The sequence below is a fragment of the Pseudomonas sp. FFUP_PS_473 genome (genome assembly GCF_002858665.1).
Taxonomy (GTDB): Bacteria; Pseudomonadota; Gammaproteobacteria; order Pseudomonadales; family Pseudomonadaceae; genus Aquipseudomonas; species Aquipseudomonas defluvii.
Map to the genome: position 1 here is coordinate 132,785 of NZ_PJQQ01000011.1, position 18,297 is coordinate 151,081.

The window sequence follows — 18,297 nt, forward strand, 5'->3', positions numbered from 1 at the left end:
CCGTTATCCCCTTGCCTGAACTGCAATATCCCGATGCCGTATGCTAGGTAGTTAGTGGATACTTAACTACTAGCCAGATTGGACACTTGATTTGCCGCTCTACCTGGACGATGAAGCTATCGAGACCTTCGTCTACAAAGAGGTCGCCGTTGCGTTGTGGGCCATCCATCTGCACGTCGAGGATGTGGCGGTTACCCCGGCCCTTGCGTTGCGCTTGATTCGGCAATATCTCCTGCCGCTGATTCCCCCTGAGCACTGGCACGTGCTCAATCAGAAACAGCCTGTAACGTGGAATCGCATCTGGATGATTAGTTCGGAACTGGCGTCCGTACTCGGCCGGAGCAACGACCCGCTGCTCTTCGAGGTAGGAAATGCCATTGAGCTGATCCACTCGCACACCACCCGACCACCAAGGGAATACACCTTTGCGACCGTCATCGAGGTCACCTACTTCCTCAGCATGTGTGGTCAACTGAAGATCCCGGTGCAAAGTCAAATTCGTCCGGACAGGGAGCAACGGATTGATCCGTTTAATTTCTGCTCGTTGTGCTGGCGGCAACCATTGCCAGGGAGAAAGCTCTGTACGCATCACGCACCCGGTACACCGCTCTTGGCAGAGGGCACAGATAAGCGGGCGGCAGCGGCGCGCTATAAGTCAGGAGTTCGCCAGAAAGAGCAATTCGACAAAGCCGTGAACCGCATCCTGACCAAGGAGGTGACGGAGTTCCATGAAGGGTTATTCACGCCGGTGGTGTTATTACCCGAACAAGGCATTGCGGCCTGGGTAGCAGAGCGTCGCCCGCTGCTGTGGCAATTGCTTGGTGAGCGGCAGCAGGAGTTCAACGATGGCAATGCCGTGGGCATGTTGCTTGACCTACTGCACAGTGCTGATGGCCTACCCGCTAAGGCCCAGCAGATGTAACGACTGATCAATCAGCACCTGCATAAACATCCGCTGCTGATCTGGCCAATGCTCATACGGGCCGAGGGGTGGCACCGATGCCGAGAAGAAGTGCGGGGGCAATGGGGCGGTAAACGCTCTGGTGCAGGGCGTCCTGTACAACCGGCCATCGAGCCGTCAGCTACTTTACCATGTACCGATCAACAACCGGGCGCAGCTCGCGGTTGCGCTGAGCACAGGTCTCGATGACCAGCCGATAGGTTTCCACATCCGAACCCGGCAGCGTATGCTGCACCTCGAACACCTCCTGATCCAAGGCGTCCCACTCTGCGATTAGGGCCGCATCTGGTTGAGCCTGCTGGTTCTCCGCATGGATCAGGTAGGTCAGGCTGGAGATCAGGAAGTCGAGTGTATCTTCGGCTGCTTTCCAGCAGCTCCAGGCATTGGTTGTGGGTCATTCCCAGTGTTTCAGCACCAAGCAATAGCATGATCTTCCTCCTTCGCTGTGCGGCAAGAAGCTCCTGCGCCTGTCGCAAATTGGCGCTGATGCTCGCCAGCGTCGGGCTGACATGGAAAGCTTCGTCGATCAGTCCGTCGACTGCGGATGAATCCAAGCTTTGCCACCATTGCGTTTCGATTGGAAGCCCTTCGACTAGACGTTGCGCTTCGCCGAACTGCGTGGGAGAGGACGCGGTTCTGTCAGCCACCGGTGTTGCAGTGTAGCGAGCCACATCGGGTGCGGTGGGACGCTGAAAATCAGGGCCGGTGGCGCAGCCGGCCAGACCGGCGGTGACCAGACCAGCTACCAGCTACCAGCTACCAACTAAGCTGCCGCAGCCGTCTTTCGAGGCTGATGGGGCGCTGGCATGTTTTAGCGTGCTCCATAAAAATGCTCCACGAAAGGTTTACGGAAAGCTTGGTGGCAGCCCAAGCAGCTTTCTTGCACGTGGGCGAATGATTGGATAACCGCCTTGCCGTCGCTGCTCGCAGCAGCCAGCTTCATGGCCAGCGCCGCCTCGTGAGTCTGCGCGTCAAAGTTTCTGAACTTGGTCGCATCAGCGCCGAGGTAAGCCAGGATGCGCATTTTTTCAGTAAACGGTGGCTCGGGGTGTGCAGCAACTTTTGGAGCAAGCTGAACGACCTGAACCCATTCCTCCTGCGAAATCGCACCGGTAATAGCCTGCATGTTGCGCCCAAGTTCCTGCATGATCTTGCGTAGCGCCAGTGGCTCAACCCGGGTAGCGTCACCAGCCCAAGCTGGAAACTGAAAACCCCATAAAAACAGATAGGCCGCAACGATCAGGGGGATAGTTCCAGATGTATGGCTGTGTTTGCGGTGGTTCATGAAATTCTCCTGTAATACAAACGCTCTCTCATTCGAACTCCCGCCCTTCACCAGCTTCCTCATGGGTCACTCCGTCGCGGATGTGGTAGATGCGTTTGAAAGTGGGGATGATTTTTTCGTCATGAGTGACGACGATGATGGCGGTCTCGAACTTCCGAGCCATGTCGTTGAGGATGCGAATCACCGCCATGGCACGCACGCTGTCGAGAGGTGCGGTGGGTTCATCCGCCAGGATCACCGGTGGGCGGTTAACCAATCCGCGCGCGATGGCAACCCGTTGCTGCTCGCCACCGGAGAGTTGCGATGGCATGGCGTGAGCTCGGTGTTGCACATCAAGCGCCGTAAGCAATTCCAATGCCTTCGCTCGCGCCTCTGCATTCGCGACGCCTGCAAGCATCGGCAGCAGGGCCACGTTGTCGGTGACATCGAGAAACGGAATCAGGTACGGCGATTGGAAGACAAAACCAATTTTGTCGCGCCGCAAGGCGCGCAGATCACGAACTTGCCAACCGCCGTCGTATATCACTTCATTACCCAGCGTCATGCGGCCGTCGCTCGGATCGATCACCGCACCCAGGCATTTAAGCAGCGTGCTCTTGCCCGAGCCGGAAGGGCCGACCAATCCGACCACCTCACCTGGTGCAACCTGCATATTCACGTCCTTCAACGCGTAGACAGCCGTGTCACCTTTGCCAAAGCGTTTGCTTAGGCCTTCGATGCGGATTCCTTTTCCAATCATGGGGTCACCCTATCGCTTCGGCCGGATCGACCTTGAGTGCCATGCGAATGGCGACGATGCTGGCCAGCACGCAAATCACGAGCACGGCAAAAAAACCGGTCACGGAATCCATTGGCGTGAGCAGCACATATTTGGGGAACAGGGGGGCTGAGAAAGTGGCGGTGATCTTGCCGACCACGAAGCCAATCACCCCCAAGGCGAGCGCCTGCTGCATGATCATCGCGGCGATAGTTCGGTTGCGTGTGCCGATGAGCTTCAATACCGCGATCTCGCGGATTTTGTCCATCGTCAGCGAGTAGATGATGAAAGCGACGATGGCCGCGCTAACGATGGCCAGAATCACCAAGAACATGCCTATCTGTTTGGCCGACGTGGCGATCAACTTGCCGACGAGGATGTCTTCCATCTGTGCCCGTGTGTAGACCGTCAAACGCTTCCAGCGTCGGATGGATTCGGCAACCCTGTCCGGCGCATGACCAGGTTTTAGAGTGACCAGCACTGCATTGACGAACGCGTTGGTGCTCTGTGAAGCAATCACGGCATCCAGCAAACCAGGAACACCGGGGCGATTGAAGGCCGGGTTGGCTTCGGTGCGACGCCGGCTTTGCCAAATGGCGTCGTTGTCCTTGAGAAACTGAGCCTCCTGGGCATCCTTGAGCGGAATGAATACCATCGGGTCGCCGCTGGACGACACCATGCGCCGTGTCAGCCCCACGACGATGTAATGATTGCGGCGAATGGCAAGACGATCACCCAGTTTGAAGCCGGTGGCGATGTCGGCCACCGCCTCGTAGTGACCGCGCGTGATCTGGCGTCCAGCGACGAGATAAGGAGGCCATCCGGGTGTAGCCCCCAACGCACCGGGCGCGATGCCGACCACCATGGTGCGTACATCACTCTCGCCCTTGCGTACCTGCATGGTCAGGTAGGTCACGTTCGCTGCCTGGGCGACTCCCGGCATGGCGAGAATGGCGCGATACACGTCATCGTTGAGGCTGGACGACTCCGCATAAGGACCCAGAGTATCCTTTTGCACCACCCAAAGGTCAGCGCCACTATTGTCGAGCAACGCCTTGCCGTCGTCCACCATGCCCCGGTACACCCCGGCCATGACCAAGGTGACCCCGATCAGCAGACCCAGACCGATGCCGGTGAAGACGAACTTTCCCCAGGCATGGAGAATGTCGCGGCCGGCCAGGCTGATCATCGTGACACTCCTGGGATATGGTCGACAACATGGATGCGGCTGCGCGTCGTCAGTGCCTTTTCGCTATAGATCACAACCTGGTCCCCATTCTTGAGCCCTTCGCGCACCTGCACGTAACCATTGAGGTCGGAAGTGCCGAGCTTGACCGGGGAGAAATGCAGATCATCATCCACGATTTGCCAGACACCAACTTTGTCGCCCTCACGCTGGACGGCAGCGTTGGGGATCAGTGGAGCGGCCGGGAGCGCCGGCAAGTCAACCGTGACTTCGGCCAATTCACCCACCGGTGGCAAAGGTTCTGGTTTGTTATCGAATGTCACCTTGGCAAGCGTTTCCTCGGTTACCGCGTCGGCCTTGGGTTCCACCCGCAACACGCGACCTTTCAAGGTCTGGCCACCACGCGAACGCAGGACGATACGAGCCGGCAGCCCCCCAGCCAGCCCCGATGCGCTGATCTGGTCGAAGCGCGCATTGATCCACAAACTCTTGGGGTCGATTACTTCCACCACGGCCTCGCCCGCGACGATGGTCGTGCCGGGATCGGCATCGCGCACGGCGACTACACCGTCGACCGGCGCGATCAGGCGCAGATTACTCCGCTGCGCGACGAGTCCTTCGAGGTCGGAGCGTGCCCGGGCAATATCTTCCCGAGCGGCGGATAGGGCGGCATCGGCGATCTGCAGTTCCTGCTGCTTGGTGGTGACGATTTCCTCGCTGATAAAGCGCACCGCTAACAATTGCTCGTAGCGGCGCGCTTGGGTTTGCGCGTAGGCTTGCCGGGCTTCTGCCTCGCGCAAAGCCGCTTCCGCACGCTTGAATGCCGACTCCTGTGAGCGCACCCGAGCATCGAGGTCGACCGGCTCCATCTCGCCGAGCACCTGTCCGGCCTTGACCTGGTCGCCTACATGCACCTCCAGGCGTTTGACGCGCCCGGCAAACGTCGGCCCGATCTTGTAGGTGTAGCGCGCCTCCACCGTGCCGATGCCGAACAGCGCCGGTGTGATAGCCCGTGATTCCACGCTTGACACCGTCACAGCGACCGGGGCGAGCGGCCCTGATCGCAGACCGACATAAATAAAAAGCACCAGCAAAGGAATGATGACGGCAAGCAGCGCCAGGGTGCGGCCTTGCAAGGGTAATTTTTTCATTGCGCATTCCTTATGCCACGTCGATAAATTGCAAAGACGCGCGGCGCATCGCGGTGCATACGGCCCACATCACCCGCCAACAGCGATTGCATGACCAAGCCCTGGATCGTGCCAATGAACAGCGTTGCCGCCGCCTCGTTGTCAAGCGAGGGAGACAACTCGCCGCTGGTCTTGCCTTTCTCGATGAGACGATGCAAACGTTCGCCGTAGCGCTGAATCAAGGTTTGCACCATGCGCTTGGCCGGTGTCGATTCGGCACGTTGAAGCTCACCAAACATCATTCTTGGCACACCTGGGTGCTCAGCAACGAATTCGATATGACTCATGAACATCGCCTCCATAGCTGCCAAGGGCGACTCGATTCCTTGTGCGGATCGATCGATTCTGGCTAATAGACGCTCTGCTACCCACTCCATGACCGCCTGCCAAATGGCTTCCTTGTTCGGGAAGTGCCGAAACAGCGCACCTTGGGTCAAGTTCATGTGTTTAGCGATAGCCGCAGTGGTTATCTCGCTTGGGTTTTGTGAACCGGCAAGCGCCACGACGGACTCGACAGTTACGGCACGACGCTCATCGGCCGGCAGATGCTTTGGATGGGTGTCCACGAGCACTCCTCGTAAGATAGTAGTTGATTACTATCTTACCGCAAGAAGCAACTCACACAAGAACTAAGTCAAAACCTGACGTGCTCGTCAATATCTAGCATCTGCAATGGGCTTAACCCACACGCATCCACACCTCCCAGACGCGCACCACTGGCACAAACATTAGGCGTACATAGGGATTGGCAAGTTAGCAGGTAGTTGCAACCTGCTAGTACCTAACGAAGTGGCTATTAGGGGCGGGGCAGAATCATCAGCGCGGTGGGTCACAATCACTGGAATGGGTGGGTCAGAACCTCCAACGCGGCTGAGTCACAATCGCTGGAATTGGGTGTCAGCATCACTGGAATACACACGATAACCGCCTCTGGCCGACTCCTGCCTGATGCGACTGGCTCAGGACGGCCAAAAGCAGCCATTAAGCAACGTCAAGTTTAAGTATGCGTCCTGACATAAAAAGCCCCGGACATGCCGGGGCGCAAACGAAGCACGGGATTGTGGCCGACACAAACTGAGTGAGGACTTCGAAACTTTTTATCAGGCTCGGTGCATCAACACACGGGGAACTCTGCGTTACTGAATGTCGGCAACCTTAAGCTGCCAGTCCTCGAATACGATCTGATCGCCCTTGACCGGCAGTCGGTATAGCAGGCTGATAACGAAACCAGCCAGGGTCTGATAGTCGCCCGTGGCGTTGGCATGAAAGCCTATACGTTCATACAGGCAGACTCAGGTTCAAACCAGATATGCGGCGCTGTCCGTGTCTATCAAGGCGCGGTCGGCCACTATGGTTGCCTGCCCTTGGCTGATCACCCTCTTTATCGATACAGAGCCGGTGTTTCTCTCTTTTCCATAGCGGCGATGCTCTACGCCTATGTAAGAAGAAGGCCCTGCCAGGTTCAGTATCGTCTATTCATGCTGTTGCGGTTGCCAAAGGTAAGGTAAGATTCCTAAATGTTACATTATAACATTTAGGATGCTGTGGCTTATGAACGCCCTCGTACTACCTGATGTCGCAAGCCAGACCCGCTCCGAGCAAGGCATCCCCCTGAAATGGGTTGGCATGCAGGGGATAGCCTTGCCCGTGCGACTCGCCGAACAGCGCGTAACCGCATACATAGATGCTGGCGTCAGCCTGGACAGCCCGGATGTTCGGGGTATCCATATGTCGCGCCTGTACTTGGCGCTGGAAAGGCTTGAGCAGCAGGAGCTGACTGCACCTCTGCTTGATGAGGTGCTAGGCCATTTTCTCGATAGCCATTGCGATCTGTCCAAGACCGCCTCCTTACGGCTAAAGGCTGATGCGCTTTTCAAACGCCCGGCCCTACTGAGCCAGCTGGGCGGATGGAAAGCCTACCCTTTCGAAGTGAATGCGAGTCGTGATGCGCAAGACTCCCGCGTGACGCTGAAGCTGGAGATCGGCTATTCCTCAACGTGTCCTTGCTCAGCGGCGCTTGCGCGGCAATTGATACAAAATCAGTTCATCGAGGACTTTGCCGGTAAGGAACTGCAGCATGCGCAAGTGCACGATTGGCTGGGAGGCTCGCACGGCATCGTGGCGACTCCGCACAGCCAACGCAGCGTAGCCACGCTGCAGGTAAGTCTCGCCCCTAGACATATCGAGCTGCCCTTGCTGGCACTGTTGGAGCGCGCTGAAGCCGCTCTGGGGACTGCATTGCAGACGGCGGTGAAGCGCATTGATGAGCAGGCATTTGCCCTGGCCAACGGACAAAACACAATGTTCTGTGAGGATGCCGCCAGGCGCATTCATCTGGCGCTGCTTGAGGAAGTGGATCTGCTGGGTTTCCACGTGCGCGTGGTGCACATGGAAAGCCTGCATGCCCATGATGCGGTTGCCGAAAGCGAGTGGAATTGGGGGTGGCAGGGATGATCCAGTGCCACGGACTACAGTGGGGCAGTAGCGGCCAACCGCTTACCCCGCCTCTTGATCTGCACCTGACTACGGGCAGCCTAACCGCAGTGATCGGCAGCAACGGCTCTGGCAAGAGCAGCCTGCTCAAGGTTTTTGCGGGGCTGAATCAACCCCTGCGTGGGCGAGTCGATGTGAGCGTGCCACGGCTGGGCGGCATCACCTACCTGCCACAGCAGCAGGCCCTGGATCGGCAGTTCCCGATACGCCTGGCGGAACTGGTCAGTGCGGGGTTTTGGCGCAGCCGCATGAGCCGTAACGAGCGCCAGTCACGCCTGCAGCAGGCGTTACTCGACTGGGGTCTGCTTGAGTTAGAAAAGCAGAACCTGCAAGCGTTATCCGGCGGCGAGTTGCAAAGAGCGTTGTTGGCACGACTGAGCCTGACAGACGCGCAAGTGCTGCTGCTCGACGAACCCGAAGCGGCGCTGGATGAGCAGGGCCAACAGCTGCTCTGGCAGCACATCGAGCGCTGGCAGCAGCAAGGTAAAACCTTGGTCCTGGTCAGCCATAACCTTGCCAGCTTGAGCCAGAAACTCGACAACGCCCTGCTGGTTTCGCGCAGTGGTTGTATTGCCGCACCGATCCGCCAATTCATCGGCACTCGTCATGCGCTGGAGCTGGTTGCTTGAGCCTGGACGTACTCTGGACGCCCTTCGTCGAGTTCGCTTTTATGCGCCGAGCCCTGTTCGGCGGCATGGCCCTGGCCTGCAGTGCTGGACCGCTGGGCGTGTTCCTAATTCTGCGGCGCATGAGTCTGATCGGTGACGCCATCGCCCACGGCATCCTGCCCGGTACAGCCCTGGCATTCTGGTTGTTTGGCTTGAGCCTACCGGCGCTGACCCTTGGCGGGCTGGCCGCAGGCTTGAGTATGGCCGGGCTGGCAGCATGGGTCAGCCGCCGTACCGGTTTACGTGAAGACGCCAGCCTAGCGGCGCTCTATCCGATATCCCTGGCCAGCGGCGTGCTTTTGCTCGGCCTGGCCGGGCGCAAACTGGACCTGATGCACCTGCTATTCGGCTCAGCGTTGGCCGTAGACGCCACCACCTTGACCGGCATGCTCGGCACGTCGTTGCTCAGCCTGTTGCTGCTCGCCTTGATCTATCGCGCCCTGGCCCTGGACAGCCTGGACCCCCTGTTTATGCGCAGCATCAGCCGCTTTGGCCCGCTGGCTCACGGGCTGTTCCTGACCTTGGTGGTACTCAACCTGGTCATTGGCTTTCAGGCCATCGGTGCACTGATGGTCGTCGGCCTGATGATGCTACCCGCCGCCGCAGCACGTTTTTGGAGCCGCCAATTACCGATTCTGTTGCTGCTTGCCGCGCTATTCGGTGCGACTTGCGTGTGGTTGGGGCTGCTCCTGTCCTACTACGCCAGCTTGCCCAGCGGGCCGTGCATCGTGCTGCTGGCCGGTGCGTTCTATGTGTTTTCGGTCGTGACGGGGCCTGTTCACGGCCTGTTGCGTACATCCCCCTTACCCACAACTGTTTGAGGTATTCCCAATGCGTAACCTGCTTGTTGCTTTGGCCCTGTTGCTGCCCTTGTCGTTACAGGCGGCAGAGAAAATTCAGGTGGTCACCAGTTTCAGCATCCTCGCCGACCTGACCCAAGAGATTGGCGGTGAGCGGATCGAACTTACCAATTTTGTAGGCGCTGACGCCGATGCCCATGTCTACGAACCCAGCCCCGACAATGCCAAGGCACTGCTCAAGGCGGACCTGATTATCGCCAACGGCCTGGGCTTCGAACCCTGGCTGGAGCGTCTGTTGGAGAGCACTGAACCAAGCGCTAAACGCATTAACGCCAGCGCTGGGGTGCTGCCATTGATGCTGGACGACGAAGGCGAGCAAGTACCTGATCCGCATGCCTGGCAGAGCCTGAGCAACGCTGAAGTCTATGTGCGTAACATCGCCAAGGCGTTGGGTGAAGTTGATCCGGCCCATGCCCAAGAATATGCAGCCCGTCGCGATGCTTACCTGACGCGCATGCACGCACTGCTCCAAGAGGCCAATGCCCGCTTCGCCAGCTTGCCCGCCAGCCAACGCAAAGTGGTGACCAGTCACGATGCGTTTGGTTACCTGGGCCAAGCCTGGCAGCTGAAGTTTATCGCGCCGCAAGGCCTCACCACCCATGACGAACCTTCGGCCGCCGAAGTGGCTGCGTTGATCCGCCAACTGCGCGATGAAGGGGTGCGTGCGGTGTTCGTGGAAAATATCCGCGACCCCCGACTGATCCAGCAAATTGCCGAAGAAGCCGGCGCTACGGTGGGTGGCACCCTCTACTCCGATGCATTGGCCAGCCATGCCCCAGCCAACACCTACCTCGGCATGTTCAAGCACAACCTCGACACCCTGATGGTCGCCCTGAAGCCATGAGCCTGTGGCTTGAACTGGAGCAGTCAGGGATCGGCGACAGCCGCCCGCTGGCCGAGGTGCTAGACGCCATGCCCTGGAATGCCGACGGCCTGATCGCCGCCATCGCCCAGCAGCACGACAGCGGCGAGGTGCTGATGCTGGCCTGGATAAACCGCACCGCCCTGGAAGAAACCCTGAGCACAGGCCAGGTCTGCTACTGGTCACGCTCGCGCCACCAGCTGTGGCGCAAGGGCGAAACAAGCGGCCACCGCCAGCGGCTGATCGAAGCGCGCCTGGACTGTGATGGCGATGCCATGCTGCTCAGGGTCGATCAGCAAGGGCCGGCCTGCCACACCGGCCGGCCCAGCTGCTTCTACAACGCCATTCGCGATCAACGGTTGTGCGTGATCAGCGTGCCGCAATGAAGCACCTACTGATTGGCCTGGTGCGCTTTTATCAGTACCTGATCAGCCCGCTGTTGGGGCCGCGTTGCCGTTTTCATCCGAGTTGTTCGCACTACGCCATCGAGGCGGTTGAACGCCATGGCGCCCTGCGCGGCAGCTGGCTGGCAGCGCGTCGCCTGCTGCGCTGTCACCCCTGGCATCCCGGCGGTTACGACCCGGTGCCAGCGCCCAACCCACCTACAGAGCAAACGCCATGATCCGCAAAAACCCTTCCGGTCACCTGCCGGTCATTGCCGATTCCGCCTACGTGGATAAAACCGCGATCATCTGCGGCAAGGTGATCATTCATGACAACGTCTTCGTCGGCCCCTATGCGGTGATTCGCGCCGACGAGGTGGACGAAACCGGTGATATGCAACCGATCGTCATCTGCGCTAACTCCAATATCCAGGACGGCGTGGTCATCCACTCCAAGTCCGGCGCGGCAGTGACCATCGGCGAGCACACCTCCATTGCACACCGCTCAATCATCCACGGCCCCTGCCAGGTCGGTAATCGGGTGTTTATCGGCTTCAACAGCGTGCTGTTCAACTGCACCGTCGGCGACGGCTGCGTGGTGCGGCATAACGCGGTGGTCGACGGTTGCGACCTGCCGGCCGGCTTTCATGTCACCTCCACCCAGCGCATCGGGCCGAAAACCGACCTGGCCAGCCTGCCGCGCGTCAGCGTCTCGGCCAGCGAATTCTCGGAAGACGTGGCGCGTACCAATATCGATTTAGTGCGCGGCTACAAAGCTTTGCAGAACGAGTTCTGAGCATGAGCAGCTTAGTTATCCGCAACGCCCGCCTGGTTAATGAAGGCCGCGAAATCGACGCCGATGTCTGGGTGCGTAATGGCCGTATCGAGCAGATCGCCAGCAGCATTGGTGGGCGCAATACCGACCTCGAAATCGACGCCGCTGGCCAGTACCTGCTGCCGGGGATGATCGACGACCAGGTGCATTTCCGTGACCCCGGTGCGCCGCACAAGGGCAGCTTCGCCACGGAATCGCGGGCGGCCGTGGCCGGCGGCATCACCAGCGTGATGGACATGCCCAACACCAACCCGGCGACCCTTAACCTGGAGGCGTTGAAAGCCAAAGAGCGGCGCGCCGCCAACTGCTCGAAAACCAACTTCGGATTCCACTTTGGCGTCAGCCACGAGAACCTCGACATCGTCGCCGCGCTCGACCCCAACCGCGTGGCAGCGGTGAAAGTGTTTATGGGGGCCAGCACCGGCAACATGCTGGTCGATGACCTGCCCTCGCTGGAACGGCTGTTCCGCGATTGCCCGACCATCCTCCTCACCCACTGCGAACACACGCCGCGCATCCGCGAACGCGAACTGCAGTGGCTTAATCGCTATGCCGAGGCGATTCCGGCCGACCAGCATCCGCTGATCCGCGATGCCGAAGCCTGCTACCAGTCCTCCAGCCTCGCCGTCAGCCTGGCCCGGCGCTACGGCACTCAGTTGCACGTGCTGCACATCACCACGGCCCGCGAACTGAGCCTGTTCCAGCCAGGCCCGCTGGCCGGCAAGCAGATCACCGCCGAAGTCTGCGCGCACCACCTGTACTTCGATGACCGCGACTACGCGGCGCTCGGCCACCTGATCAAGTGCAACCCGGCGATCAAGACCCAGGCCGACCGCGATGCCCTGCGCCAGGCCCTGCTGTGTGGGCGGTTGGACATCATCGGCACCGACCACGCCCCGCACACCCTGGAAGAAAAACAGCGCCCCTACCTGCAAGCCCCGTCCGGCCTGCCGCTGGTGCAACACGCCCTGCCCGCCCGACTGGAACTGGTGGCCGACGGCCTGCTGCCCCTGACCACCTTGGTCGAGAAAACCAGCCATGTCGTAGCGCAGCGCTTTGCCATCGAGCAACGCGGCTACCTGCGCGAAGGCTACTGGGCCGACCTGACACTGATCGAACGCCTGCGCGAACCGCGCCCAGTGGAAGCCGACCCAACGCTCGCCCACTGCGGCTGGACACCCTTCAAGGGCCGCGCCTTCCGCCATGCAGTGCGCACCACCATCGTTTCCGGCCAACTGGCCTGGCACAACGGGCAGGTGCATGACGAGTGCGAGGGCTTGCCGCTGCGCTATAGACGCGGCTGACCTCGCCTATCCTTTACCCGTGATTAGAGAACCGATATGCCCAGCATCACACTGCCCGACGGCAGCCAACGTCATTATTCCCAACCGCTAAGCGTGGCAGAGGTGGCAGCCGATATCGGCGCCGGCCTGGCCAAGGCCGCATTGGCTGGCCGCCTCGATGGCCAACTGGTCGACACCAGCGCACTGATCGACCACGACGCCCAACTCAGCCTGATCACCGCCCGCGACAACGAAGGTCTGGCGTTGCTGCGCCACTCCTGCGCGCACCTGCTGGCCATGGCCGTGAAGCAGCTCTACCCGAGCGCTCAGGTGACCATCGGCCCGGTGATCGAAGATGGCTTTTTCTACGACTTTGCCTTCGAGCGGCCCTTTACCCCGGACGATCTCGAGCGCATCGAAACGCGCATGACCGAGCTGGCCGCCGCCGATCTGCCGGTCAGCCGCCGCGAGCTGCCACGTGACGAAGCCATCGCCCACTTCGAGGCGCAGGGCGAGCACTACAAGGCCGAGCTGATCCGCGACATTCCTGCCGACGAGGTGCTGTCACTGTACCGCCAGGGCGATTTCGAAGACCTTTGCCGTGGCCCGCACATCCCGCGCACCGGCCTGCTGCAAGCCTTCAAACTGACCAAAGTGGCCGGTGCCTACTGGCGCGGCGACGCGAAAAACGCCGCGCTGCAACGCATCTACGGCACCTGCTGGGGGACGCCGAAAGAACTCAAGGCCTACCTCACCCGCCTGGAAGAAGCCGGCAAGCGCGACCACCGCAAGCTCGGCGCCCAGCTCGACCTGTTCCACTTCGACGACTGCGCCCCCGGCTCGGTGTTCTGGCACCCCAAGGGCTGGACGCTGTTCCAGCAGCTGATCAACTACATGCGCCAGCAGCAGGACGCCGCCGGTTATGTCGAGGTCAACACCCCGGACGTGATGGACCGCAGCCTGTGGGAAACCTCCGGACACTGGTTCAACTACCGCGAGGCCATGTTCACCACCACCACCGAGGACGAGCGCGTGTTCGCCCTCAAACCGATGAACTGCCCCGGCGCGGTGGCGCTCTACGCCCGTGGCCTAAAGAGCTACCGCGACCTGCCGCTGCGCATGGCCGAGTTCGGCAAGGTGCACCGCTACGAACCCTCCGGCGCGCTGCACGGCCTGCTCCGCGTGCGCCACTTCACCCAGGACGACGCGCATATCTTCTGCACCGCCGCGCAAATGGAACAGGAATGCGCCGACACCATCGCCCTGGTGTTCGCCATCTACCGTGACTTCGGTTTCAACGAAGTGGCGGTGAAGCTGTCCACCCGCCCGGCCAACCGCATCGGCAGCGACGAAACCTGGGATCAGCTGGAAGGCGCACTGTCCGGCGCGTTGCAACGGATTAATATCGACTACCAGCTCAACCCTGGCGAAGGCGCGTTCTACGGACCAAAGCTGGAGTTTGTACTGCGCGATGCCATCGGCCGCGACTGGCAGTGCGGCACCTTGCAGGTGGACCTCAACCTGCCGGAACGTTTCGATATCAGCTACATCAACGAGCAGGGCGAACGCGAACGCCCGGTGATGCTGCACCGCGCGCTGTTCGGCTCGCTGGAGCGCTTTACCGGCATTCTGATTGAGCAGTACAGCGGCCTGTTCCCGCTGTGGCTGGCGCCGCAGCAGGCCGCCGTACTGACCATATCCGAAGGGCAGAACGACTACGCCCGCCGAGTACTCGCCAGCCTCAAGCGCGCCGGACTGCGCGCCGCCGCCGATCTGCGCAACGAGAAGATCGGCTACAAGATCCGCGAAGCGACCCTGCAGAAAGTGCCTTATCTGCTGGTGATCGGCGAGCAGGAAAAGGCCGAAGGCCGCGTCACCCTACGCAGCCGCGCTGGCGATAACCTCGGCAGACTGGCGCTGGCTGAGTTGGTCGAGCGGCTTAGCAGCGAGGCACGTATGACCGGCCAGGAGCCGCCATGCTGATTCGCAAGCTGTTCAAGTTCGAGAGTGCACCGTCCGCAGCTATACGAGCCGGCGCTGGCTGCTGGCCGGCGAGGCCTTTATCAATCGCCGGCCAGCCTGATATCAGCTTCTAACGGTCACCGGGCCATGGTCATCGCAGTGGTCACCGTGCGGGTGGTGCAGATGGCCATCGACCAGATAATCGACATGGTCACCATGCGGCACCGGCTCATGGCCGCAGCCTGGGCCGTGCACATGATCGGCGGCGTGGCCGGCGCACTTATGGTTTGACGTGCAGCGCTCGGGGTTGTGGGGGTTCACCGCCAGGCTGTGCTCGTCGACATGATCGCCATGCATATGGTGCAGGTGGCCGTCGTGCAGGTAATCAACGTGACCATCGTGCTCAATCGCCGTATGGCCGCATCCATCCTTGTGCTGATGACTATGGTCGGGGTGTTGCGTGCAAGTACCCATGTTCAGCGCCTCTTTCGATTGTTACCCAGCCTGCAAGGTTAGGTCGTGCGAGGGTTCGGCGCGATCAATTGCCCTGCCATTCATCGATTCAAGCGGCTAGATCAAGACGCTACGTAACAGCTCGTAACACAGAGACACATGGGACTAAATTGGGAATAGAAAAGGTATAACATAACAACAAATACTTAGGAGACACCTTCATGCGCAAAGTCCCAGTGACAGTTCTGACCGGCTATTTGGGCGCGGGTAAGACCACGCTGCTGAATCGCATCCTTTCCGAGCAACACGGCAAACGCTATGCCGTGATCGTAAATGAGTTCGGCGAACTGGGCATCGACAACGACCTGGTGGTGGGTGCCGATGAAGAAGTGTTCGAGATGAACAATGGCTGCATATGTTGCACCGTACGCGGCGATTTGATTCGCATCATCTCGGGCCTGATGAAGCGTCTTAACCGTTTTGACGCGATCATTTTGGAAACCACCGGCCTGGCCGACCCTGCTCCCGTGGCACAGACCTTCTTTGTCGATGACGAAGTGCGCGAGAAAACCGCGCTGGATGCCGTGGTGACCGTCGTCGATGCCCTACACCTTCCCAGCCAGCTGGCCAATAGCCCGGAAGCCGCCGAGCAGATCGCCTTCGCCGATGTCGTGCTGCTGAATAAGGTCGATCTGGTAAGTGCAGAGCAGCTTGCCGAGCTGAAACAGCGCATCGCCGGCATCAATTCGTTTGCCAAGATCCTGCACAGCAATCATTGCGATGTTCCGCTGGATCAGCTGCTCGACCTCGGCTCCTTCGATCTGGAACGGATCATGTCCATCGAGCCCGGCTTTCTCACGGAAGACCATGCCCACGAGCATGACGACGCGGTGAAAAGCGTTTCGCTGACCACCGACACGCCCCTCAATGGCGACAAATTCGATGACTGGATCGGCACGCTGCTGAGCACCCAAGGCACCGACATTCTGCGCTGCAAGGGCATCCTCGACCTGTACGGCAGTGATCAGCGCTATGTGTTCCAGGGCGTGCATATGCTGGCCGACGGAGCCCTGACGCAACCCTGGGGCAGCGACGAGCAACGCCAGAGCCGCCTGGTATTTATCGGCCGCAATCTCGATGAAGCGGCCCTGCGCGAAGGCTTTGCCAGCTGCCAGGTGTTGAACCATGGCTAAAACCCAGTCGTTTATCGAAGAGCTGGGCAGAGTCTGGCAACTGCCAGACTACGTGGTGGTCTGCTGCTTCGATGACGCCGCTAATCTTGCCTTTGCCTTGGGTGACGGCAGCCTGTATATCGTCCCCGGCGACGGCCAGCCGCCAGTGACCATTGCCGCCCATACCGGCGCCTGTCTGAGTCTCTGCGCGGCACCTGGCCAAGGGTTTCTCAGCGGAGGTGATGACGGGCGTTTTCTGGCCATATCGGTGGACGGCAGCATCGAGCAGCTCGGCCATTACCCGGGTCGCTGGATCGAGCATGTACACAGCCATAGCAATGGCTTGGTGGCCTGCTCGGCGGGCAAACAGCTGCACCTGATCAAACCCGACCGCAGCAGCCTGACCCTTGAGCATCCCAGCAGCATTGGCGGCTTAAGCTTTTCCCCCGATGGGCGTCAACTCGCCGTCGCGCATTACGGCGGGGTCAGTGTGCATTGGACGCTGGTCAGCGATGCCAAAGCGAAAATCCTCAAGTGGGCCGGCTCACACCTGGCGGTGACCTGGAGCCCAGATGCTCGTTTCGTGCTAACCAGCATGCAGGAGAACTGCCTACGGGGTTGGCGTCTGAAAGAGCCGCAAGACCTGCACATGAGCGGCTACAGCACCCGGGTAAAATCCTGGTCCTGGCTCCACGGCGGACGCTGGCTCGCCACCAATGCCGGGGATTGCGTGGCCTGCTGGCCATTCAAGAAACGCAGCGGGCCGATGGGCGAAGCGCCGATTACTTTGGCCTTTCGTGAGAATGGTTTGGTAAGCGCAGTGGCCGGTGACCCGAAGCTGCCACTGGTCGGCGTCGGCTATGAGGACGGCCTGGTGCTGATTGCCGAACTCGATGAAAGCGCCACCACAGAACGCGCCGTGATGATCAAACCGCCGGGCAATGGCGCAGTAACGAGCATGGCATTTGCGCCGGACGGCTCGCGCCTGGTGATCGGTACAGCAGAAGGCTTTGTCGGCATTATGCCAATGGCCTGAAACGCTACATATCAAGGATCAACACATGCTTTTGAGTAAACGCGAGCAAGCCGCCAGAGAGCGTCTGCTGATTGCTTGCCTGACGCAGGCCTGCGAGGCAGGCCAAGCGGAAATAGTGGGTTTTGCCTGGCTGACCCACCGGGTGGACTACCAGAACTTTCCCGCCAGCCTGATGGTGACTTGGGTTTTCGACACCCAGGCCAATAGAGATCGGGCTCTCGCCAATGGCCAAGGCGAACGCATGGCTGAACTCACCGCCGAGGCGTTTAGCAACGCAGACATTAGCGTCAGCGCGGTGTCTGCTCATCTGGCTTTCGACAGTGAAGAGCAGTGCCAGCGCGTTGAAGCAGGTAACTGGCAGCAACGGCTGGCGCACAACCACCTGGCCAGGAATTAAAGCGTGGCTAAAGACATCGATAATCCATGTATTTCCGTCTGCCAGCTAAGTGGCGAGCTGTGCCTGAGTTGTGGGCGCACCAAAGAAGACATTAGAAAATGGAAACGCATGAAACGCCCAGAGAAGATGGCCGCAGTACAACGCGCAACTCTGCGCCTGAAAAGTCTGCAAAAGAAGAATGCATGACTCTGGCTATTAACGTCCTTCGAGATATCTAAAACGCGGCGAGAACAGAACGAAATAACCGGATGGCTCCTTCATCTGGTTAGCCAAGCTCGCTGCGTCAGTATGGATATTGCGCTAATTGCGCGTCGTTGAACGTCCGCAATTGGCCGCATTGAGTCTGTCGTAACAGGCAGGAGTCGGCCAGAAGCAGCCATTCGAATGAGTCTAGAAAGTCAGAGGCGACTCACAGGCACGTTTGGCAGGCTAAGCCTTAAGAGGGTGTAGACAAAATCAAGTAGTAAGCCGACGGGCCAGCATGCGAGCTTCAGCCAACCATACCCATGCCGCA

General features: G+C 59.8%; 21 protein-coding genes. 14 read left to right on the forward strand and 7 right to left on the reverse strand.

All coding sequences use genetic code 11. The annotated features are described in order from the left end of the window. Window positions 1-91: 91 nt before the first annotated feature. Window positions 92-922: a hypothetical protein gene (locus CYD26_RS10040; protein WP_102052521.1), complete on the forward strand. Its 831-nt coding sequence runs from the start codon at window positions 92-94 to the stop codon at window positions 920-922. Window positions 923-1,772: 850 nt separating this feature from the next. On the opposite strand, the gene CYD26_RS10050 is transcribed toward CYD26_RS10040, so the two are convergent. From CYD26_RS10050 to CYD26_RS10075, 6 genes are all read right to left on the reverse strand, one after another. Further along, entirely contained in the window at window positions 1,773-2,246 is a 474-nt protein-coding gene (locus tag CYD26_RS10050) for a cytochrome c (RefSeq protein ID WP_102052522.1), read from the reverse strand. Window positions 2,247-2,274: 28 nt separating this feature from the next. Further along, window positions 2,275-2,985: an ABC transporter ATP-binding protein gene (locus CYD26_RS10055; RefSeq protein WP_102052523.1), complete on the reverse strand. Its 711-nt coding sequence runs from the start codon at window positions 2,983-2,985 to the stop codon at window positions 2,275-2,277. 4 nt (window positions 2,986-2,989) lie between these two features. Beyond that, on the reverse strand, window positions 2,990-4,192 hold the full coding sequence (locus CYD26_RS10060; RefSeq protein WP_102052524.1) for an FtsX-like permease family protein: 1,203 nt from the start codon (window positions 4,190-4,192) through the stop codon (window positions 2,990-2,992). Continuing rightward, a complete protein-coding gene (locus tag CYD26_RS10065; protein ID WP_101193046.1) occupies window positions 4,189-5,340 on the reverse strand; it encodes an efflux RND transporter periplasmic adaptor subunit in 1,152 nt (383 codons plus the stop codon). Before CYD26_RS10065 ends, CYD26_RS10060 begins: the two co-directional genes overlap by 4 nt. After that, window positions 5,337-5,945: a TetR/AcrR family transcriptional regulator gene (locus CYD26_RS10070; protein WP_101193045.1), complete on the reverse strand. Its 609-nt coding sequence runs from the start codon at window positions 5,943-5,945 to the stop codon at window positions 5,337-5,339. The genes CYD26_RS10065 and CYD26_RS10070 overlap by 4 nt, the downstream gene beginning before the upstream one ends. A gap of 570 nt (window positions 5,946-6,515) precedes the next feature. After that, window positions 6,516-6,665 (reverse strand): transporter associated domain-containing protein, encoded by a 150-nt coding sequence (locus tag CYD26_RS10075; RefSeq protein WP_083199850.1) that lies wholly within the window; start codon window positions 6,663-6,665, stop codon window positions 6,516-6,518. Window positions 6,666-6,930: 265 nt separating this feature from the next. Here CYD26_RS10075 and folE2 point away from each other — a divergent pair, with 265 nt between their 5' ends. The 9 genes from folE2 to thrS are packed head-to-tail and all read left to right on the forward strand — an operon-like array spanning window position 6,931 to window position 14,746. Next, window positions 6,931-7,833, forward strand: a complete 903-nt coding sequence (gene folE2, locus CYD26_RS10080) for a GTP cyclohydrolase FolE2 (RefSeq protein WP_065760859.1) — start codon at window positions 6,931-6,933, stop codon at window positions 7,831-7,833. Beyond that, window positions 7,830-8,501, forward strand: a complete 672-nt coding sequence (locus CYD26_RS10085; RefSeq protein ID WP_065760860.1) for a metal ABC transporter ATP-binding protein — start codon at window positions 7,830-7,832, stop codon at window positions 8,499-8,501. The genes folE2 and CYD26_RS10085 overlap by 4 nt, the downstream gene beginning before the upstream one ends. 41 nt (window positions 8,502-8,542) lie before the next feature. After that, window positions 8,543-9,361 (forward strand): metal ABC transporter permease, encoded by an 819-nt coding sequence (locus tag CYD26_RS10090; RefSeq protein WP_176717453.1) that lies wholly within the window; start codon window positions 8,543-8,545, stop codon window positions 9,359-9,361. A 10-nt stretch (window positions 9,362-9,371) separates the two neighbouring features. Continuing rightward, the gene (locus CYD26_RS10095) at window positions 9,372-10,244 is read left to right on the forward strand and encodes a metal ABC transporter substrate-binding protein (protein ID WP_065760862.1); all 873 of its coding nucleotides are present in this window, start codon (window positions 9,372-9,374) and stop codon (window positions 10,242-10,244) included. After that, window positions 10,241-10,648: a phosphoribosyl-AMP cyclohydrolase gene (gene hisI, locus CYD26_RS10100; RefSeq protein WP_065760863.1), complete on the forward strand. Its 408-nt coding sequence runs from the start codon at window positions 10,241-10,243 to the stop codon at window positions 10,646-10,648. Before CYD26_RS10095 ends, hisI begins: the two co-directional genes overlap by 4 nt. Continuing rightward, the gene (gene yidD, locus CYD26_RS10105) at window positions 10,645-10,884 is read left to right on the forward strand and encodes a membrane protein insertion efficiency factor YidD (protein ID WP_065760864.1); all 240 of its coding nucleotides are present in this window, start codon (window positions 10,645-10,647) and stop codon (window positions 10,882-10,884) included. The genes hisI and yidD overlap by 4 nt, the downstream gene beginning before the upstream one ends. Continuing rightward, complete coding sequence (locus CYD26_RS10110; protein ID WP_065760865.1) at window positions 10,881-11,441, forward strand: carbonate dehydratase; 561 nt, start codon at window positions 10,881-10,883, stop codon at window positions 11,439-11,441. Before yidD ends, CYD26_RS10110 begins: the two co-directional genes overlap by 4 nt. Window positions 11,442-11,443: 2 nt before the next feature. After that, window positions 11,444-12,784, forward strand: coding sequence for a dihydroorotase (locus CYD26_RS10115; protein ID WP_065760866.1), 1,341 nt, complete (start codon window positions 11,444-11,446; stop codon window positions 12,782-12,784). A gap of 36 nt (window positions 12,785-12,820) precedes the next feature. Beyond that, on the forward strand, window positions 12,821-14,746 hold the full coding sequence (gene thrS / locus CYD26_RS10120; protein ID WP_102052525.1) for a threonine--tRNA ligase: 1,926 nt from the start codon (window positions 12,821-12,823) through the stop codon (window positions 14,744-14,746). Window positions 14,747-14,848: 102 nt separating this feature from the next. Here the strand turns inward: thrS and CYD26_RS10125 are convergent, their stop codons facing one another. Continuing rightward, complete coding sequence (locus tag CYD26_RS10125) at window positions 14,849-15,199, reverse strand: hypothetical protein (protein ID WP_083199847.1); 351 nt, start codon at window positions 15,197-15,199, stop codon at window positions 14,849-14,851. Between the two features lie 200 nt (window positions 15,200-15,399). Here CYD26_RS10125 and CYD26_RS10130 point away from each other — a divergent pair, with 200 nt between their 5' ends. The 4 genes from CYD26_RS10130 to CYD26_RS10145 are packed head-to-tail and all read left to right on the forward strand — an operon-like array spanning window position 15,400 to window position 17,969. Continuing rightward, the gene (locus tag CYD26_RS10130) at window positions 15,400-16,371 is read left to right on the forward strand and encodes a GTP-binding protein (RefSeq protein WP_065760868.1); all 972 of its coding nucleotides are present in this window, start codon (window positions 15,400-15,402) and stop codon (window positions 16,369-16,371) included. Beyond that, the gene (locus CYD26_RS10135) at window positions 16,364-17,386 is read left to right on the forward strand and encodes a WD40 repeat domain-containing protein (RefSeq protein ID WP_065760869.1); all 1,023 of its coding nucleotides are present in this window, start codon (window positions 16,364-16,366) and stop codon (window positions 17,384-17,386) included. The genes CYD26_RS10130 and CYD26_RS10135 overlap by 8 nt, the downstream gene beginning before the upstream one ends. Before the next feature lie 25 nt (window positions 17,387-17,411). Beyond that, window positions 17,412-17,783: a hypothetical protein gene (locus CYD26_RS10140; protein ID WP_065760870.1), complete on the forward strand. Its 372-nt coding sequence runs from the start codon at window positions 17,412-17,414 to the stop codon at window positions 17,781-17,783. 3 nt (window positions 17,784-17,786) lie between these two features. After that, the gene (locus CYD26_RS10145; protein ID WP_083199848.1) at window positions 17,787-17,969 is read left to right on the forward strand and encodes a DUF1289 domain-containing protein; all 183 of its coding nucleotides are present in this window, start codon (window positions 17,787-17,789) and stop codon (window positions 17,967-17,969) included. Window positions 17,970-18,297 lie beyond the last annotated feature (328 nt).

Coding starts and splice junctions, on each gene's coding strand:
- CYD26_RS10140 (WP_065760870.1), top strand. CDS start 17,412: ATGCTTTTGAGTAAACGCGAGCAAGCCGCCAGAGAGCGTCTGCTGATT.
- folE2 (WP_065760859.1), top strand. CDS start 6,931: ATGAACGCCCTCGTACTACCTGATGTCGCAAGCCAGACCCGCTCCGAG.
- CYD26_RS10060 (WP_102052524.1), bottom strand. CDS start 4,192: ATGATCAGCCTGGCCGGCCGCGACATTCTCCATGCCTGGGGAAAGTTC.
- CYD26_RS10110 (WP_065760865.1), top strand. CDS start 10,881: ATGATCCGCAAAAACCCTTCCGGTCACCTGCCGGTCATTGCCGATTCC.
- CYD26_RS10130 (WP_065760868.1), top strand. CDS start 15,400: ATGCGCAAAGTCCCAGTGACAGTTCTGACCGGCTATTTGGGCGCGGGT.
- CYD26_RS10050 (WP_102052522.1), bottom strand. CDS start 2,246: ATGAACCACCGCAAACACAGCCATACATCTGGAACTATCCCCCTGATC.
- yidD (WP_065760864.1), top strand. CDS start 10,645: ATGAAGCACCTACTGATTGGCCTGGTGCGCTTTTATCAGTACCTGATC.
- CYD26_RS10135 (WP_065760869.1), top strand. CDS start 16,364: ATGGCTAAAACCCAGTCGTTTATCGAAGAGCTGGGCAGAGTCTGGCAA.
- CYD26_RS10125 (WP_083199847.1), bottom strand. CDS start 15,199: ATGGGTACTTGCACGCAACACCCCGACCATAGTCATCAGCACAAGGAT.
- CYD26_RS10065 (WP_101193046.1), bottom strand. CDS start 5,340: ATGAAAAAATTACCCTTGCAAGGCCGCACCCTGGCGCTGCTTGCCGTC.
- CYD26_RS10115 (WP_065760866.1), top strand. CDS start 11,444: ATGAGCAGCTTAGTTATCCGCAACGCCCGCCTGGTTAATGAAGGCCGC.
- thrS (WP_102052525.1), top strand. CDS start 12,821: ATGCCCAGCATCACACTGCCCGACGGCAGCCAACGTCATTATTCCCAA.
- hisI (WP_065760863.1), top strand. CDS start 10,241: ATGAGCCTGTGGCTTGAACTGGAGCAGTCAGGGATCGGCGACAGCCGC.
- CYD26_RS10095 (WP_065760862.1), top strand. CDS start 9,372: ATGCGTAACCTGCTTGTTGCTTTGGCCCTGTTGCTGCCCTTGTCGTTA.
- CYD26_RS10090 (WP_176717453.1), top strand. CDS start 8,543: ATGCGCCGAGCCCTGTTCGGCGGCATGGCCCTGGCCTGCAGTGCTGGA.
- CYD26_RS10055 (WP_102052523.1), bottom strand. CDS start 2,985: ATGATTGGAAAAGGAATCCGCATCGAAGGCCTAAGCAAACGCTTTGGC.
- CYD26_RS10085 (WP_065760860.1), top strand. CDS start 7,830: ATGATCCAGTGCCACGGACTACAGTGGGGCAGTAGCGGCCAACCGCTT.